15 protein-coding genes are annotated in these 17866 nt (G+C 35.8%); 2 read left to right on the top strand and 13 right to left on the bottom strand.

Annotation, left to right across the window (positions count from 1 at the left end; all coding sequences use genetic code 11):
* Both EHW67_RS09465 and EHW67_RS09470 read right to left on the bottom strand, forming a co-directional pair.
* Complete coding sequence (locus tag EHW67_RS09465) at positions 1-1410, bottom strand: RagB/SusD family nutrient uptake outer membrane protein (RefSeq protein WP_202911944.1); 1410 nt, start codon at positions 1408-1410, stop codon at positions 1-3.
* A gap of 11 nt (positions 1411-1421) precedes the next feature.
* On the bottom strand, positions 1422-4472 hold the full coding sequence (locus EHW67_RS09470) for a SusC/RagA family TonB-linked outer membrane protein (protein ID WP_126162129.1): 3051 nt from the start codon (positions 4470-4472) through the stop codon (positions 1422-1424).
* Positions 4473-5622: 1150 nt separating this feature from the next.
* Here EHW67_RS09470 and EHW67_RS09475 point away from each other — a divergent pair.
* A complete protein-coding gene (locus EHW67_RS09475) occupies positions 5623-5943 on the top strand; it encodes a hypothetical protein (protein WP_126162130.1) in 321 nt (106 codons plus the stop codon).
* 96 nt (positions 5944-6039) lie between these two features.
* Here the strand turns inward: EHW67_RS09475 and EHW67_RS09480 are convergent, their stop codons facing one another.
* From EHW67_RS09480 to EHW67_RS20685, 11 genes are all read right to left on the bottom strand, one after another.
* A complete protein-coding gene (locus tag EHW67_RS09480) occupies positions 6040-6768 on the bottom strand; it encodes a hypothetical protein (protein ID WP_126162131.1) in 729 nt (242 codons plus the stop codon).
* A 250-nt stretch (positions 6769-7018) separates the two neighbouring features.
* Entirely contained in the window at positions 7019-7165 is a 147-nt protein-coding gene (locus tag EHW67_RS20365) for a hypothetical protein (protein WP_158285113.1), read from the bottom strand.
* 284 nt (positions 7166-7449) lie between these two features.
* Positions 7450-8223, bottom strand: a complete 774-nt coding sequence (locus EHW67_RS09485; protein ID WP_126162132.1) for a hypothetical protein — start codon at positions 8221-8223, stop codon at positions 7450-7452.
* Between the two features lie 453 nt (positions 8224-8676).
* On the bottom strand, positions 8677-8892 hold the full coding sequence (locus EHW67_RS09490) for a hypothetical protein (protein ID WP_126162133.1): 216 nt from the start codon (positions 8890-8892) through the stop codon (positions 8677-8679).
* A 440-nt stretch (positions 8893-9332) separates the two neighbouring features.
* Positions 9333-10028 (bottom strand): toll/interleukin-1 receptor domain-containing protein, encoded by a 696-nt coding sequence (locus EHW67_RS09495; protein WP_126162134.1) that lies wholly within the window; start codon positions 10026-10028, stop codon positions 9333-9335.
* Between the two features lie 11 nt (positions 10029-10039).
* Positions 10040-10282 (bottom strand): hypothetical protein, encoded by a 243-nt coding sequence (locus tag EHW67_RS09500; RefSeq protein ID WP_126162135.1) that lies wholly within the window; start codon positions 10280-10282, stop codon positions 10040-10042.
* Positions 10283-10632: 350 nt separating this feature from the next.
* Positions 10633-11355 (bottom strand): GNAT family N-acetyltransferase, encoded by a 723-nt coding sequence (locus EHW67_RS09505; protein ID WP_158285114.1) that lies wholly within the window; start codon positions 11353-11355, stop codon positions 10633-10635.
* 430 nt (positions 11356-11785) lie between these two features.
* Positions 11786-12628 carry a hypothetical protein gene (locus tag EHW67_RS09510; RefSeq protein WP_126162137.1) on the bottom strand — a complete coding sequence of 281 codons (843 nt, stop codon included), beginning with the start codon at positions 12626-12628 and terminating at the stop codon, positions 11786-11788.
* A gap of 154 nt (positions 12629-12782) precedes the next feature.
* Positions 12783-13937 (bottom strand): DUF3800 domain-containing protein, encoded by a 1155-nt coding sequence (locus EHW67_RS09515; protein WP_158285115.1) that lies wholly within the window; start codon positions 13935-13937, stop codon positions 12783-12785.
* Positions 13938-14601: 664 nt separating this feature from the next.
* Positions 14602-15138: a Fic family protein gene (locus EHW67_RS20680; RefSeq protein WP_238389881.1), complete on the bottom strand. Its 537-nt coding sequence runs from the start codon at positions 15136-15138 to the stop codon at positions 14602-14604.
* A 17-nt stretch (positions 15139-15155) separates the two neighbouring features.
* Positions 15156-15488, bottom strand: a complete 333-nt coding sequence (locus EHW67_RS20685) for a Fic/DOC family N-terminal domain-containing protein (protein ID WP_238389882.1) — start codon at positions 15486-15488, stop codon at positions 15156-15158.
* Positions 15489-16215: 727 nt separating this feature from the next.
* On the opposite strand from EHW67_RS20685, the gene EHW67_RS09525 reads away from it, so the two are divergent.
* Positions 16216-17866, top strand: a 1651-nt coding sequence (locus EHW67_RS09525) for a proprotein convertase P-domain-containing protein (RefSeq protein ID WP_202911945.1), incomplete at its 3' end; no start/stop codon positions are given.

Raw genomic sequence — 17866 nt, forward strand, 5'->3', positions numbered from 1 at the left:
TTAATAACCATTGTTTTGGGTCAGGTTCGGGTTTTTCTCCCGTTCTTCCCCGGGAATGGGAAACAGAACATCAGTATCCTGCCAAAGAGGTTTCATTGCCCCCAATACTTCGGTTACCCGCTCCGTACGTTTAAGATCCAACCAGCGGTGTCCCCATTCTGCAAAAAATTCCTTTTTTCTCTGCTCCATAATTTCCTCCAACAGTTCAGTTTGGCCCATTTCTTGATCCATCTCGGCCAAAAGGCCAAGACCGGCCCTGTTTCGTACCACATTTATATCTTTTATCGCTTCGGTAATTTTTCCCTGCATTGCCTTGGCTTCGGAGCGGATCAAGTACTGTTCAGATAAGCGTAAAACGGTAGAATATTCCACAACATCATTCCTACTTCTTGCATCCTTATATTTCTGAGGAAAATAAAATCCCCTACTCGTGTTATAGCCTATCCAAATGTGAAGGCGCTTATCATTGGCCGACATAGCTCCCACAAAATCTTCCGATAACTTAATTTGTGACGAATTTTGCCCCCTGAACATATACCCTTCTCCCGTATATGTTGCACTCAATCCCCTCCCAACTGGCGAAATCTGCCAAATGGCTTCACGACTGTTCTTTAAGAAGACCTGTTCTAGATCATCCAACATGCCATATAATGAAGTTTGGGAAATGACCTCACTGGCAAGTTCTTCGGCCTTTGCCCAATTTTCCTGATACAGGTAGACCCTGGCGCGCAAGGCTATGGCCACAAAACGGTTAACGTTGGTACGTTCCGAATCATTATATTCCATTGCCCCCTCCATAAGAATGATCGCTTTGTCCAGATCATCCGCTATACGGTTATATACAGTATTGACATCGTCACGCTCGGCCTTGGCATTTTTACGGTAATCCGTAGTTAAGATCAAGGGAACCTCTCCATAAAGATTTACGAGATAGAAATAAGTGAACGCCCTGATAAACCTGGCCTTCCCTTCTACAAGATCCTTCACTTCCTGTGAAATGGACTTAGAGTTTTGCGTTCCTTCCATAACACTGTTGGCCATATAAATTATATTGTAAATACTGGACCACATATTATAGTTGGCCTTGGCATCGTCCGAATCAATGGGGGAGATCTCATTCTGTTGAAAAGGGCCATATCTCGCATCGGTTGCACTGGTAGTTTCAAAAATATCCGGTGTCAACCCGGCTAGTACCGTAACAGAATAAAGATATCCACGGGAAAAATCCGCTTTGGCCAATTCATTATATATACCGTTTATTGCCGCCAATGCCGTTTCCTGATCGGCAAAAACGGTTTCTGAGATCATCATATGATTTGGAGTCTCTATATCCACATAATCCTCACATGCCGTAATTGAAAAACTACCGATTAGTAAAATCAGTAAGGTTTTAAATCCTTTTTTGATCATGATATTAATTTTTAAAGTTGAAGTTGTATTCCTAAGGTTATGGTACGTAAAGAAGGTATGGACGAGTCTCCAGGTGTCTCTACATTTAAACTATTGTAGCGGGTAAGTGTAATAAGGTTCCGACCTTGTAAAAAAAGTTTACATGTACTGAATCCAATTCTATCAAGTACGGCATCTGGAAATTCATAACTGATCCCGAGGTTGTTCAGTCGTAAAAAAGATGCATCTGAAGTGAAACGATCGGATATGCGGTATCTCCGATAGGCTGAAAGCGCCGCGTTGGTCAAAGATAATTTTTGCACTACATCGCCTTCCGTGCCTTGCCAAACTTTATAGAATTCAATAGACTGTTGACTGATGGTCCCTGGAGTGGCCAATGGATAGTTTAATCCGTCCTTAACTACAAAGTCCATAGAAAAACTCAGCCCTAGGCCTTTATAGGAAATAGTATTGGTAATGCCTCCAAAATATTTGCTTCCCAGATTTTTTACAATTATTCGGTCAGTATAATCGTACCGCCCATCTTCATTTACATCTACCATTCTGTAATAGCCCGTTTCTGGATCCAAACCATCAAATTTGTACAACAATCCAATATTTAAAGGATGCCCCACCCTATAAGTGTTGGCATAAGATGTTTGGTCTATATCGGGAAAACTAACAAGCTTATTGTTGGGAAAGGTTAGGTTAAGATGAGTCTGCCAGTTGAAGCCACGGGATCGTATGTTTGCGGTAGAAAGCTCAAATTCCCATCCGGTGTTCTGGACTGTTGCCGGAAGATTGGCTTGTACGGATCCAAACCCTGTTATAGAAGGCAAAGGGAATCCTACCAATTGATTGGAAGAGCGATTGCGGTACCAACTGGTACCCAAATGGACGCTCTCTTCCAAAATACCTAGCTCCAAAGCTACCTCCAACTTTTTATTGACTTCCCAGGAGTAATCCGGATTAAAAAGTTGTGTGGGGTATAACCCCCCTGGCCCTCTTGTAGCTTCATAACTGTCAAGATATCCGTAATCTCCAATCTGGTCACTTCCGGTTGTTCCATAACTACCTCTCAGCTTTCCAAAGCTCAAAAAGGGAATACTGCGCTTTACAAAAGGATCCTCACTAAATATCCAGGCGGCCCCAATGGCACCAAAATTTGCAAATCGTTTGTTTGGTCCGAAACGAGAGGACCCGTCCCTTCTTCCGGTTATATTTACAAAATACCGTTGTTTCCAATTATAACCAAAGCGAGCGAAAACTGCATTATACCTGTACTTTGTGTATTTGTTGTCCGATATACTGATTACCTCGGCAGCGGACAAGTCTTTTATCAAGGCTTCGGACGGGTATCCTTCCCCACTCACCTGTAAGCTCTTAGATTCATTTTGTTGATAGGTCATACCTATTAACCCATCCAAGCTCCCATTTCCCAATTTATTTTTATATACCAGTTGGGGCTCAATTATAGAAGATTTTCTGGTTCTATGACTCTCGGTGGATCTATGATTCAGGAATTCCCTAAGATCTGGCCTGTATTCATCCTTAGAGAACAAACCTTTGAACTCCCTATTTAAGTAGGTGTGCCCTGCATTGACCTTAAAGGTCAAGACATTTAAAACACTATAAGATAGGCCCATGTTGGCTATTAAATTATATCCAAGGTCAGTAGCTGTCCTATTTAAAATAGCAGCTAAAGGGTTGTTTAAATTGGAAGAATATTCCCACTCTTCCCAATGCAAACTGCCATCATCATTATAGATTGGCGGGGCATTTGGGGGTAAAGAAAGTGCCGTGGAATAAAAACTACCGTCATATGCCGGGGTACCACTTTTATCAAAACCATAATTGGCTGAAACGGTTACTCTAAATTTCTTATTTTTGGATCTATGGCTCAAATTCAATCCAGCAGTAATTTTCTGGTACTGTTCATCTCCAGGAAAGACCAACCCTTCCTTATGAAATGAGCCTCCTAAGCGAAATGAAGTGGTAGCACTACCGCCAGAAGCGGAAACATTAAGGTCCGTAATCATTGAGGTACCTCCAAAAAGCTCTTCTTGCCAATCCGTATAGCGGTTTTGGTCCCATAGCAATAGGTCGTAGTCTGTAGACTCATCCGGTTCCCTTTCATCATTGGCCAGTACAGCTTTTCGCAACCTAAGGTACTGTTCGGTATTCAAGAGGTCCATCTTATTGGACGCCGTTCCAAAGCCAGAATACATATGGGCCTCAACTTTTGTTTTGGTAAAATAGCCTTCTCCTTTTTTAGTTGTGACCAGTACCACGCCATTGGCACCACGGGAACCATAGATGGCTGTGGCATCTGCATCCTTCAACACCTCAACACTCTTAATGTTGGCCAGGTTAAGCGTTGTCAAAGGGTCTATTCCATTCAAGTACATGTTGCTCCCCCCAGTAATAGGAGTAGAAATTACAGGCACCCCATCTATTATATACAAAGGAAGGTTACCATTGTCCGTAGTACCATTCCTTAAACTGTTCTGTCCTCTTATTCGGATTATGGGCGCACTTCCAGGCACGCCACTTTGTTGTATTACCTCTACCCCTGCCATCCTACCCTGTAGGGCCTCTAACGGACTTACAATGGGCTGTAGTTCTATTTCCTTGGCGGTGACCCTACTAATGCTACCCGTGCGTTCTTTTTCCTTTACGGTATAGTAGCCCGCATTGACCTCTACTTCCTGTAGTTCGGTGACCTCGGACAACATTTCCACATCTAAGGTGGTCCTGCCCAATACGGGAAGTTCCCGGCTGTGGTAGCCCAAGTAGGAAAAGACCAGAATATCCTTGTTGGTAACGGTAATGGAATACCCTCCCTTGTCATTGGTAAAGGTTCCCTTATTACTGCCCTTTATGAGTACATGTACCCCGGGCATGGGGCCATAGGTATCACTAACAGTTCCCGTTATGGTAAACTGTTGTTGGGGTTCTAAAATTGAAACATCCTTAAAACAATGCCCATGGGGGAAATGGGCAAAGTATGGTGGGGGAACCAAAAAGCAAATATATAGTAAACATAGGCGCATAAAGCCCCTGTATTCAAGATTATTTTTCATAATTTTGAAGATTAGATGAAACTTAGTTTTATTTAGTTAAGGCCTTCCAAACGGTTGCGTCAAACAGGGTTTGGGAGGCTATTTTTTGTATATGTTCTATGTCATAGGCAATGGATTTTATTGATTGAACATTATTATTCTTTAGAATATCGTAGTGTTTAACTTTTGATCCGTTGATTTTAGAGGTTCATTGATGATTTGTGTATTATTTCCATATCTACTTTCATTTTTCATTTCTTTTGCTCGCCCAAAAGAAACGAAACAAAGAAAAAGGCGCCTTTTCCGATGATTTTTTTCGACAACTAGGTCGAAAAACCGTAAGCGAAACTCCACGTCGCTCATTAATTCGCTCCTGCTCCGGAGCTTTCGCTAACTATTCCGCGGATAAGGAATCTTGGCGACGCCAGCTGATGTAAAAAATTAAACACTTTCAGCACCAGGATATATAAGATTTTCGTAATCTCAAAATCTTGGATCTGTGCAAAGTTGCCCACTACCCTATTAGCTATTTTAATACAGCTAACAGGCAACGGGCTAACCTAAGGTATTTAGGCTGTTCTGTCGTTATTTGGCCGGATGCCAAAAATGTGTGGATCGTGATTATGGGATACAAAGATTATCGAGTTCCGGAAAAAAGGGTACAACACAAATCCCATAATAATGCAAAGCCTATACTGGGTTCTTTGGCTTTTTGGTAAAGAGAATATCGTACAAGGTATGATCCATGCACTTGGCAAGCTGCTTATAGGCTGCTTTGTTATGTATTATAGACCATCTCTGTTTCATTCTTTTTTAGCCATTTAGTTATTTGGTATGCGACGCTTCCAAAAGATAAGGCTTGGATACGCATTGGGCAGCACCACAAATTCTGGTTGCTTTTCAACTGTCCAGGTCATTAAAACAGTAGATGCTGGTTATAAGCAAACCCACGCCCGGGTCATGGGCATCTTGCTTATCATCCCATTGCATCAATATTACCTGTTTTTAGACCGGGAATCCAAGCGAAGACTTCTAGACTAATTCAAATAGAAGAATCGCATAATGCATTCACAAACTGTCATAAATGAATGATTATAAATCAAATATAAAAAAATATATCGGTACGCCAAAGCGTACCGATATATTTTTAACGATATAGTTAATTGCGTATATGAAAGAGGAGTTAATTCCGGACATTAAATTTAGAATTGCTATTAGCTTAAATAGACTCTTGGATACGACTAAACAATTTCGTCCAAATAGAAATAATGACGAAGAAATAGCTGAGAGTTATAATAAAATTGCATTGGCATCATTTTTACGAAAAGCTACAGTTTCAGATATTTTTAATGCAAAGTCAAAAACATCCCCCGCTACAGGGTCGTTACTTTTAATAATTGAGGCCATGGGTTATTCGCTCGGTGATTTTGCTAAAATCTATGATTCAGTTACAAAAACTGATATTGAAAAGTTTAAACATTCCGGTAATTAGGGTAAAACTTAACCATTCCTACCTCAATTTTATAAAATTTTATGGCAGGCCATCATTAATCCTCCTCGTTAAGGACGTAACCGCCTAATTGAATAGCTACTTCTCCTTTTTAATAATGGTATTGATATAAAAAGTATTCGTTCTTTTGTTATGGTAAAATATGAAGCATAATTTATAATTTTTATCGAAAGGGACATATGATTTAAATCCATTTTCTATTTCCACCCTTTCTCCTTCAAAAAATGCTTTCAGCGAATAATTTATTATTCGTAATGTGTGATATAATTCAGCTTCACAATTACCTGTAGATAAGCTTATTCCACTAATAGAGAAGTGTTTAAAACTATGGAGTAAACCTCCTATAAAATCAAATTTACCCTCATCCTCTTTTGATGTTTTTAATTCTCGGAACAAATCTATTCTTAATACATCATTATTTACTTCATTATTGTCAACTTTCATAGCATACAAGTATGCTCTTTTTGCTAAAAAAACAGCGAATCTATCAACATCATCATTCCAAGTACATTGATAATTTGGATTATTTAAAAGTATTCCTTTTAAGACATCTTTTGCATTACCTGTGCCAAATAACTCTGGTTTTTTTGTTGCAATAACCGATAATGTATTATTATCAACTATTATACTTTTAAAAGTGTTTGTTGCAATACAGCAATACTTGGGGTTATCGATTTGTGGAGAATAATCAATATAATTAGAAATTGGAAATCCAATTTGTTCAGAGTTTTTACTTTCATCTTCTTTTATGGATAGAGCACGTTCTCTTATAAACCCATTAATAACATTATAAAGTTCTTTAGTCATTTTACATTTGCGAATAACAATAGTATATAGCGATTAGTAATCATACTCCTTGTATTAGTACTATAATGGTAACGATTTTCTGTTGGTGCCGTGATTAATTAACGTCCTAACTCTGTAACCTTTACCTGTCTAGTCGCTTAATTTCCCATAGTTTAATTATCCAATTACCATTTGAACTTTTATACCATAAGTGAGTGCTACAACTTATTTCGTGTATACCATTAGGTAAGTACTCTGAATTTTTCTCATATTATAATTTCTCGCCTCCTATCTCTTCCATGAAATTGATAATTTCCTGGTTTTCAAGAGTATTTTTAACCTCCAGAATCTCCTTCTTTAATTGTTCAAGAGATAATAAAGATAATATACTATTTATTTTTTCTTTCAAGTTATTCATTTAAGATTATTTAATTTGTGCTTATTCTTGAACCAGCTGTAAAATCAGTGCCGTTTATACTTATGAAACTCAAGTTGTCAAAAATCCATCTCCATTTCGCTTTTCAATTTGAATAATTTATTCATCTAACACTACACCTGGCATATTCACACATTACCAAAAAAACTTAATAAAATTCTATGCAAACATCAATATTTCCCATAACTAGTCGATTGGTTTCAACTAGCCATTATTAGTACTAGCATATCCGCAGGAGGAATACTTAAGTATAATGGTCCTAAATACTATTCAATTAATCTAAATTCTACGATATCATTATCCAATTCACTCACCTTAATAAAACTCAAATTCAAGTTGACTATGTTATCATATTTTAATATAATAACATGCCCATCAATGTCTTTATATTTCGTTGAATTTCCCTCAGATATAAATTTTCTTTGAGCATTTTTAAGATATAGCAAGTCTAAACCACCATCAGATGACAGCTCATAATCAACTAAAATTCCGGTATAAATATATGAATGCTCACCCAATGTCAATAAAGCATCAATAAAAGTTATATCTATATCCTTAATGGTGTCGTTAATTAATTCAATTTGGGAACGCTTAAATAATATAAACTTGGCAGAAAGAAGATAATGCCAAACATTTTTATACCTAAAAAATTTATTTTTCGCATCATAGGAGTCTTTTAATATTAGGTCTTTTAGCTTATACCCAAATGCGAAAGAGGCAGAATTAATTATTACTTGAAATAATAGAATTTCGAATTTGAAATTATCGATTCTTTTTATCGAATTTTCTACCAATTCTTCACCCGAACTCAAAATCCCAAGCAAGATTCTAAAATCGTAATAATATCCAAAAATGAAGTAAATTACTGGTAGAAATAATAAATACGAAATTAAACTGGGAAAAAGTGTATTTATAAAAAGTTGAAAAAAATCACGTATCGTGTATTGATTTGAGAACTCTTCAGAAAAATATCCTTTACGAAATGAAATTCCAGGCAGTAAAATTATCAATAGGACAATACCTCCTAAAGCAATTTCCATTTCTATTTACATCTTTTGGCGAATCTTACAGCCTCAGCTGTAGCTGGCGATAATTTAATACTTTGACTTTTCCCTTTGATAGCCGCTCTGACAGCTCTAACTACTTTACCAGAGTCCTTACTATTGATTAATACTTTTCCTATAGTACTACCAACTGGGACTGATGAGCCTCCAAAATTTCTAACGTGAATATTTCTTGTTTTTGACATATTGACTAATATAACACAATTTTTAACCTAAACTTCTTTTTTATACTATATTTTAGACGTAAAACGCAATCTTACATTACACATAGTAGTTTAGTTATCAGCGCAGCTAAGGCAAAGTAACATTTAGGACAATATGAGCTCTAAATCAAAACATTTTGTTTTGACTTAATTTTTTTATGGCCAAATCCAAAAGATTTAGTTACTATACAAATAAACAATTTTTCTTTAATATCTTATACAGTATCTATAGGTATTTGCCATTTAAGGGCTCTAGTTTTTGATATAAATCCAAATAATCCTCAGTTATCCTGTCCAAAATGTTTTTAGAAATATCTTGACTGCTTAAAAAGTTTATAAGTTGGGTTAACTTATTTTTCACATCATCAGGATTGGCATATTGGACGTCCAAAAAATAGTCGTGTGTTTTGCTTTCTAATTCTTTTGTATTAAGTTGTCTCATATGTTGCCTAACGCCAATTGTAAATAGTTACTAGTTGTTATATTTCTTTATATGCCTAATTAAGTAAATCTTTTTAGTTGCCCAGTTACAATTTAGGGTGAACCTTTTACCCTTACCTCCCCTATCCAATTCTTCTCGGCCTAGCTTATACTGTCTTTCCTACTTTTCTCGTGATAAAGAAAAAAATTACCAGAATAATGCCTTGCGGAAAACCGTAATGCCGGTGTAAATCTTGTACTCTGATCTTGAAGAATGGCACAAGAGGACCGAAATGCTTGCCGTATTATGATGCTGAAAATTTAGCAACCTCTATAATTAGGAAAGTCCGGATCCGGTACTGTCAATAAGGTCTTCATGTTTGGCTCCCTCATACATCGCGGGACGGGCTGTACCGACCACACGAAGACTTAGTTCTTATTGTATGTAGTTATTTTTAATTTCTATTGATAACTTACTATTGTTTCCGGCGTAACTAATTCAGCTAATTTAGAGGCAATTTCTTCCATTGAATCTTCTACGGTACTTAATCCACTGCGAGAACCTAGTAATGGACTTGCATCTCTTAAATTTTCATAAGTTGTATTATGGACGATTGGTACTATTAAATCACGAGCTAAAAGCGCAGAAAGTTCTTTGTCAGCAATACCTGAACCTTCAATTCTTTTTAAAAATAATGGTGTAACTAGAACTATTCCAACCTTAGATTTTATAAGTCCTTTATCAATTTCACGCATTAATGGCGAACCTAGTGCAACATCTTTTTCACTAAACCAAACAGATACACCTTTAGATTCTAATAGGTCGTGTAATTCTTTTGCAGAACCTTTTCGGTCGTCCCAAGCGTGACAGAGAAAAATATCACGTAAATCGGGTTTTTCTAAACGTTCCTCAACATTTTTTCTAACTGGTGTTAGTGTTCGTATCTCTGCTGGGGTATATAAAACAGTCGAGCCTGATGAAGACCAACTTGCCTTTCTTTTTCCACTATTGTTGCTACTTCTAGGGCTGTAAGTAGGTGAAGAATAAGGTTGAGAATATGAATATCCATAACTACGACTTCTTCCTCCACATGCTGGACATTTGGCTCTAGCGCTTGCAGAACGATGTCCATTTACTGGTGCTGTACATCTTGCCATAACTTATATAATTACCTTTTTTTATTTGATTGAGATAATACTGAACCTGCTAGAGTTTTAGTTTCATTGCTATACTTTTTACTGGTCATTACAGTCGAAGCTAAATTTTCCAGTTTAGCACCAGTTTGATTTGTACTCTTAGACTGAGATAATACTGATCCAGCCAGTTTTTTAGCAGTATTAGATGCATTTTGATTTTTTAGTGTTTTAGCCGCAAGAGAAGCTACACTTTTAGATGTCTTTTTCTTATTCATAATATGAGAATTTTATATTAATTTAAAATTATCTAAATTTTCTAAAAGTTTATTTTCAAATGTAAACACTTATTAAACAAGTTTTTAACAATGTTGTTTTTATAATTAGACATAATGGTTCGGTTAGCGTAGTGCGGAGACAAGGAAACTTTTCGTTTCCGTCTACGCACGAAGCTAAAGCTTATGGCCCGCCCGTACCGAACGGCTACGTTCGGGCGGGTTTAGTTTTATTTTTTCTCTTCTTAAGCTAAATCCATGAGATTTAGCGACATTATAAATATACACAGACCTTTCGTTTAAGCCCTAAAATCAGCATTACGTTTAGGTGGTTTGTTGTGTTTAGAGTTTTTTTAGACAATTAATTCACGTATTATCAAGAAATTTCCATGTTCAACATTATTATTTGGAAACCTCTCGATTTCTTCTTCTAGAATAATTTCTCCATTTATTATAGCTTGCAAATTCCATTTGTAATAAGCAGGTTGGATTATAGGTTTTTGTAACGTTTTACCATCGTTCTCAAATTGCAATTCCCATTGATATTTTGGGTTCTCCCTTTCCTTTCTATATCCTTTACATTCCCATAATAGAATTTTGTTTTGTTTTGTTTCGCCAGGATTATTAGGCTTTAAATATTCAACTATTGGCTTAAACATCGAAATTCTATTATTATGCGGAAATTCTGGAAAGTCCAGAAAGCCCAGTCTTTTCCAAGTGGACTGTGATGATTTAGGTACGCAAAATAATTCTAAAACTAGAATACCAAAACTTTGAAAATATTCGGTTGATCTATCTAATAATTCTTTACCTAAACCTTTTCTGCGTTGTTCTGAATGAATAACACATATATCAATATGCGCTACATAATCGTCCAATTTAAAGGTCAAAAACCCATAAACTAAATCCTCGTATTGGATAGTGATTAGATTTTGATTTTCAAAAGATTTAACTATTCCATTCCAGTTTCCATAAAATTGATGTCCTCCAGAATTATATTCTTTAGAAAGCCATTTTTCTATCTGCAAAAGATGTTTTCGAGATGGATTTAAGTTGGTTTGCAATATTTTCAACATTAAGCACAACTCTTGTATATGGTAACCAGTAACCATATTTCTTTCATAGGCCTAATTTAGTAAATCTTTTTTGTTGCCTAGTTACAATTTAGGGTGAACCTTTTACCCTTACCTCCCCTATCCTATTCTTCTGGGCCTAGCTAATACTGTCTTTCCTACTTTTATCGTGATAAAGAAAAAAAATTACCAGAATAATGCCTTGCGGAAAACCGTAATACGTGATTGATTCTTGTTCCTAACCACTACATAATGGCAAAATAAGACCGAAATACCTTCCAGATTTTGACACTGTTAATTAGCTACCTCTATAATTAGGGAAGGCCGGATCCGGTACTGTCAATAAGGTCTTCATGTTTGGCTCCCTCTGTTTAAGCGGAATAGGCCGTACAGACTAAAGGAAAACAACATTGTTGGCAACTATGTATTGTATTCATTTATCAAATTCATTAAACACTTTTTTTATATCCGCTTGATTGTGAATTTGCTCAAATTCCATACCCCTCCGAAATTTTCTTAACTTACTATGGTTGAGAAAGAAAGTAGAAAAGAATTTCCAATGTAAATATAATCTATCCCAAAACTTATCCAGTCGATGTCCAGTTCGCAATAACAAAATTTCATACAAAGACCATAGGGAATACAGATACAGAAAGGGAATAAAAGCAATGGTAAGTATAATTGGTAGCAGAAGAGTTTTTAAAGTAAAAATATTAGCGAATTCATGAAACCCATTGTAAATCTGAATGCAGGTATTGATGAAAACAATTATTCCAAATCCTGTGACCAAATTTTTAAATAACTTATCGACAGGTTTATATTTTGGATTGTCCTTGGTATAAACTTGAGAAATTACAATAATGGACATAACTGGAATTATTATTAATTCAGCGAATAAAGAGAAATTATAAAAGTTTGCTATAAATTCAATCAAAACAATTCCTTTAATACCGTCAAAAAAGATAGTTTTCAGATAATTCTCCTCTCCACTTATTTTGTCCAATTTCAACAATAATGGGAAACCAACAATTATAGGCCATAGAACCGTGTCTTTCAATAAGGCTTGCTCCCAAAATCCAAGTTCTAAAAGACCAATAACTAGTAATTCAACATAAATTGTCATCAAAAGAATAGACGCAATAATTTTATGGTGAAAAAAAGTTTTTACTAATTGTACCGATGATTTTCTAACTTTTTTCCGAGAAAGAGAAAAAATTAAAAAAACTGATAACCAAAAGATGATTGCAAGTTCCCTATTGCCAAAAAAATTAAACATTTAACAGTTTTACATTATTGCCTACGGTTACGGTTATGGAAAAGTAGCGAAAATAGAGACGCAGATTTGTCGGCTTAAACTTTCGTATCTTGGTTTTCTAAATTAAACTTTTTCGATGAAACCCGCTATTTGCTGTAACCGATGTTAGTGTTACTTATAATTGACCTATTAATTTTTTAATTTGTTCAAATCTTTCGTCTTTTTCTAACGGGTTAACATCATTAAAAGAGGTATTAACCATTTTTTGATTTAGAACTTTTATTTTTTCCAGCATTGGCACAATGTATCTCATAAAGTGATTGAAATGCTGAATTATATCCTCATAACTGCTCGCTAGCTTATAACCTGGTTTACCGCTATGACTAATTATAAATAAGCCTTCATATCTTAAATCTCGAATTATAGTTCTTAGTCTTTCTTCACTCATTTGCATTGTGAAGTTTTTTAAATAATCTACAATTTCATAGCTCGGTACTAATCTATGAGGACTCATTCTGTTTTGAAGCGCCAAATAGTCCAGAAGTCTTATTTGTAAATGATCTTTCTTGTAATTAGCATTTTCAATATACTGTTCTAAAACTTCTCCGCTCAACTTTTTAATAAGTAAATTCAACTTCTCATCTTCTTCTGTAGTTTTTATCTGATAATTTGATTGAAACGGAAAATGTTGTATAGTTAATCTCGTATGTAAGATTTCATAAATTTCGTCCATTTTTTGACTTGAATGACTTGAACAAAATATTCTTCCTAAAGAACCGGCAACTATATCTGCTAATTGAACTAACTTTTCATCTTTGACATCATCTGCAAGTTTATAACTACGGTCAGGATTAAATAAGTCCGGTTTAATGACATTTTGCATTATAAATCTCTCTAATTCTGTTACGAAGCCTTCTCCAACTTTATCAGGGTAAATCTCGTATGAATCGAATATCTCATTGTACTTACCTACAAAGAGTTTTTGAAAGTATTTATAAAACACTTGTTTATGCTTTAATCCTCCTTTCTCGTTATCAATCCTACTTTTATCAATTATCAGAACATCAATTGTAAAATCTAGGTTTTCAATCAGATATTTTAAAATATCCAATCGTTTTTGGAAATATTTTTTATCACCGAGATTTTTAGATTTTATATTTGAACCAAGTCGAAATTTGCAACAAATTTCCTTTCTAATTTTTCTTGCTTTTTCTTCTTGATCTTCACTAATTATAACAGCGGTGTAAACGAAGTGACTAAAAGTTCCTTTTTTACTTAGATCCAAGTGAGTATTACCAAACTCATCTATATAAATTTTAGCTTTCTTCAAATTTATGTTATTATAATTAGTCCCAACACATGGGTATCATTATTGATTATAAATCTTTTATACCCCTAATTTAATAAATCTTTTACGTTGCCCGGTTTTAATTTAGGGTGAGCCTATTACCCTTTCCAATCCTACCTTATTCTTCTAGGCCTAGCTAATACTGACTTTCCTACTTTTATAGTGATAAAGAAAAACAATTACCAGAAAAGTAAGTTGCGGAAAACCGTAAAACGTGAATGGAACTAGGCCCATAAAAATTAAAAAGTGGCACAATTGGTCCGAAATGCTTAACACAATTTTATGCTGTAAATTTAGCAATGCCCATAGTAAGGGAATCTAGGACCCGGTTCAGTGAACACGGTCTTTAAGTTGGGCTCCCGCATTATTTGTGGGACGGACAGTTCTTAGTTATTGTACTTTGTTCTTAAACTCTAACCAATTTTAATAACGATTCAAATGCATATAGCGCCGCTCTTCGACCTGAAGGTTCTTCCATTGTTCTTATCAATTCTTTCTCTAGAAGAACTCTTGTGAACCTTGATGCTGTTGGGCCAGGAATCCCGCTTTTTGAAGTAAATCTATTGTTTCTAAATATTGGATTTGTAAAAATATAATCAAGTGCGCTAAAACTCGATTTAGATGATAATGTATCTGAAAATATTAATTACATATCCTCGTATAAATCTTTAATATTCTCGGCAATTTGTAAATTCCTCATTGCCTGATTTTCCACTGCTTTCAAAAAGAATACACACCATTTTTCCCAGTCATTATGCTCTGAAACATAGCGCATAGTGTCAATGTACTCATCTTTGTTTTCTTCTAAATATCCACTTATATAAAAATGTGGTGCTGAAATGGTTCCTGATGACCACAATAACAAAGTTATTAACATTCTACCAATCCTGCCATTTCCATCTTGAAATGGATGCAGCGCTTCAAACTCTAGATGCATTAATGCTGTTTTAACTAAAACTGGATCTTCACTCGTATTTATGTAATTAAATAAAATTTCCAATCTATCATTTAGCTTTTCCGGGATAATTGGTGTATAAAGTACTTTCTGTTTTATCTTGTCTGCAAGAAAATTTTGTTCTGTCTTGTATTGCCCTAGTGATTTTTTTGCTCCTCTACCAAAGGACAACAGTTGTTGATGAATCGTTTTTACTAAGTGGGATGAAAGTGGATATCCATCCTTCATTGCTCTTTGAGCATTCGTTAATGCCCTTTGATACAATTTTGATACAATATAGTCTCATATATTTCTGTTCTTACATGTTTAGCCTCATCTGAGTCACTTTCAGAATCAGCTTCAAATTTTAATATTTCATCCATCGTACTAATCGTACCCTCCATACGAGATGAAATTACGGCTTCCTGATTTCTAAGTGGGGCTAATAAGATTTCACTGTTATGCATGTTTTTGAGCATTTGATCATAGCGAGCTAATGCGTCCGTCGCCTTTAATAAAGGGTCAACAAACAAAGCGTAGTTTAGCCTTGAAGGAGGTAATTTATCGTAATGATAAGCTACAGAGTTTTCAAAATCCATTTTTTGATAATTTGACATAAATATTAAAATCAACAACAAGCAGTTTAGATGTAAATAAAAAAATATTTATGATAAACAAAGTGCCTAGATGTAAAGAAATTAATGACAAACTCATTTGCTTATCACTTTTTTAAATTTAATAACAACAAGTGTGATTGATGTAAATGAATTAATGGCAAAATGATTTAAACTTAAGAATCGTGGCTATTTGATAAACAAACTTATTGTGAAGATCTAATCTAAGCCACCCTGCACATTCCGAGCAGAGATTTTTACGAGGGGCTGAATGTCCTTGGGACTATACCAATATGAAATTGTAATTATCAGTACCATCCCGTAGATGATGCTCCAAAAGGACATTGAACTTCTTAACCCAAAAGTCTAAAATCCCCTCCATTCCTAACCTAATTAAAAAATCAGGTGCCTTTTGCCAAACCCATTATTTCCCTAATTCTGATTTAACATCAACAATTGGTATTTTCACAACAATAATATGTAGGAATTATCTTCTTAAGTTACTATTGTAAACTAATTTAAATTCTAGCTAACCTATGTATTATTTCTACACACTTCCAACACAAATCGTTAAATCAATATCCAACTATTTATTAAGTAAATCATAAAAAGATATTTCACGCTACAGAAAGGCGCAAAACCATTGCTAAAAAATTAATATGATAAAGCACTTTTAAAAGTTTAATATGATCAACTATTTCAACCATTAAATATGAAAAATTTACTATCCTTCTTTATAATATGTTTTACATCGGCACTGTCATATGCCCAGGTACACAAAACGAATAACACTACTGGCACCATCACCAATGTTACAGGTCCTGGGGCACACATAGATCGTACTTTTTCTTTTTCTGCAGGGGAATTATCCTCTACTTCTTTAACTGAAGTAGAATTGAGTCTCCATTTAATTATTGGTAACGGTACGCCTCCTACAACAGGGCCATATGGAATTCATGAAGATCTGAATGTTCGTTTAATCTCACCTTCTGGCACGTTCGTTGATTTAGTGCAGGACAGATGGGGGTATAACACAGGTGATCCAACGCAATTAAGTACCTTTCATTTGTTTAACCCTGTAAATGCCACAGTAAACTTTGACGACGACAATCCGACGAATATTGAAACGCTTGATTATTGGCAGGCCGGCAACTACGCCCCTCATAACGCACTAAGTGCCTTTGATGGGGAGAACGCTGCCGGCACTTGGACTTTGCGTATTTCTGATGGAAATTCCCAATTTTCCCCTCAAGATTATTTTCATTTTGTTACAGCAACACTAACCATTACATCCGGTCCAAGTAACAACCCACCAGCCATATTCATAGATAATTCAAATCTAGCTTATACCGAAGGAGAAACTGCCAAACAGATAGATAATTCTGCCACGGTTAGCGATGCCGATGGAGATGCGGATTGGAATGGTGGCTCCATAGTCGCGCAAATTACAGCCAATGCAGAAGCTGCAGATGAATTAAGTATAGGTGATGCAGATGGAGATGGAACTGAAATCACTATTAGCGGTACTAATATTTATTCCAACGGAGTAGATATCGGCAACTTAAGCGCTAGTGGAGGAATAGTAACCAATGGGACTGCCCTTACCATCACTTTTGATAGTGATGCTACCAATGCCAATATACAAGAGGTACTTCAATCCATACGATATAGAAACACTTCTACAAACCCTGGCACTTCCAACAGAACAGTAACAATTACTGCTGCCGATGCCAACGCAGCAAGTGCCAATGATACAAGAACAATAACTATTGCCAAAATCCCAGAGGTAACAAGTGTTGCCGTCCCGTCCAACGCTACCTATATCACAGGACAAAATCTGGATTTTACCATAAATTTTAATGAAAATATAACTGTAAACACAGCAGGAGGAACCCCACAATTAAATATTACAATAGGTGCCACGACCCGACAAGCTACCTATCAAAGTGGTAGCGGAACTTCCGCATTGTTGTTCCGTTATACCGTACAGGCCGGTGAACTGGATACAGATGGTATTACAGTGGGCAGTTTAGCGGCTAATGGCGGTACACTTAGAAATAACTCAGGGAATGATGCTGTCCTAACATTAAACAGTGTGGGTAGCACCACGGCAGTATTGGTGGATGCGGTAGCTCCTATAGTGACAAGCGTTAACGTACCTGCCAATGCTACCTATATAGCAGGACAAAATCTGGATTTTACCATAAATACCAGTGAGAACGTAACCGTAAATACAACGGGGGGAACACCTCAATTAAGTATTACAATAGGTGCGACGACCCGACAAGCTACCTATCAAAGTGGTAGCGGATCCTCGGCATTGTTGTTCCGTTATACCGTACAGGCCGGTGAACTGGATACAG

This window comes from Arenibacter aquaticus, assembly GCF_003957295.1.
Classification (GTDB): Bacteria; Bacteroidota; Bacteroidia; order Flavobacteriales; family Flavobacteriaceae; genus Arenibacter; species Arenibacter aquaticus.

Bases quoted from the DNA above. Each gene is read 5' to 3' on its own strand.
- EHW67_RS09465 (WP_202911944.1), bottom strand. From the start codon at position 1,410: ATGATCAAAAAAGGATTTAAAACCTTACTGATTTTACTAATCGGTAGT.
- EHW67_RS09470 (WP_126162129.1), bottom strand. From the start codon at position 4,472: ATGAAAAATAATCTTGAATACAGGGGCTTTATGCGCCTATGTTTACTA.
- EHW67_RS09475 (WP_126162130.1), top strand. From the start codon at position 5,623: ATGAAAGAGGAGTTAATTCCGGACATTAAATTTAGAATTGCTATTAGC.
- EHW67_RS09480 (WP_126162131.1), bottom strand. From the start codon at position 6,768: ATGACTAAAGAACTTTATAATGTTATTAATGGGTTTATAAGAGAACGT.
- EHW67_RS20365 (WP_158285113.1), bottom strand. From the start codon at position 7,165: ATGAATAACTTGAAAGAAAAAATAAATAGTATATTATCTTTATTATCT.
- EHW67_RS09485 (WP_126162132.1), bottom strand. From the start codon at position 8,223: ATGGAAATTGCTTTAGGAGGTATTGTCCTATTGATAATTTTACTGCCT.
- EHW67_RS09490 (WP_126162133.1), bottom strand. From the start codon at position 8,892: ATGAGACAACTTAATACAAAAGAATTAGAAAGCAAAACACACGACTAT.
- EHW67_RS09495 (WP_126162134.1), bottom strand. From the start codon at position 10,028: ATGGCAAGATGTACAGCACCAGTAAATGGACATCGTTCTGCAAGCGCT.
- EHW67_RS09500 (WP_126162135.1), bottom strand. From the start codon at position 10,282: ATGAATAAGAAAAAGACATCTAAAAGTGTAGCTTCTCTTGCGGCTAAA.
- EHW67_RS09505 (WP_158285114.1), bottom strand. From the start codon at position 11,355: ATGTTGAAAATATTGCAAACCAACTTAAATCCATCTCGAAAACATCTT.
- EHW67_RS09510 (WP_126162137.1), bottom strand. From the start codon at position 12,628: ATGTTTAATTTTTTTGGCAATAGGGAACTTGCAATCATCTTTTGGTTA.
- EHW67_RS20680 (WP_238389881.1), bottom strand. From the start codon at position 15,138: ATGAAGGATGGATATCCACTTTCATCCCACTTAGTAAAAACGATTCAT.
- EHW67_RS20685 (WP_238389882.1), bottom strand. From the start codon at position 15,488: ATGGATTTTGAAAACTCTGTAGCTTATCATTACGATAAATTACCTCCT.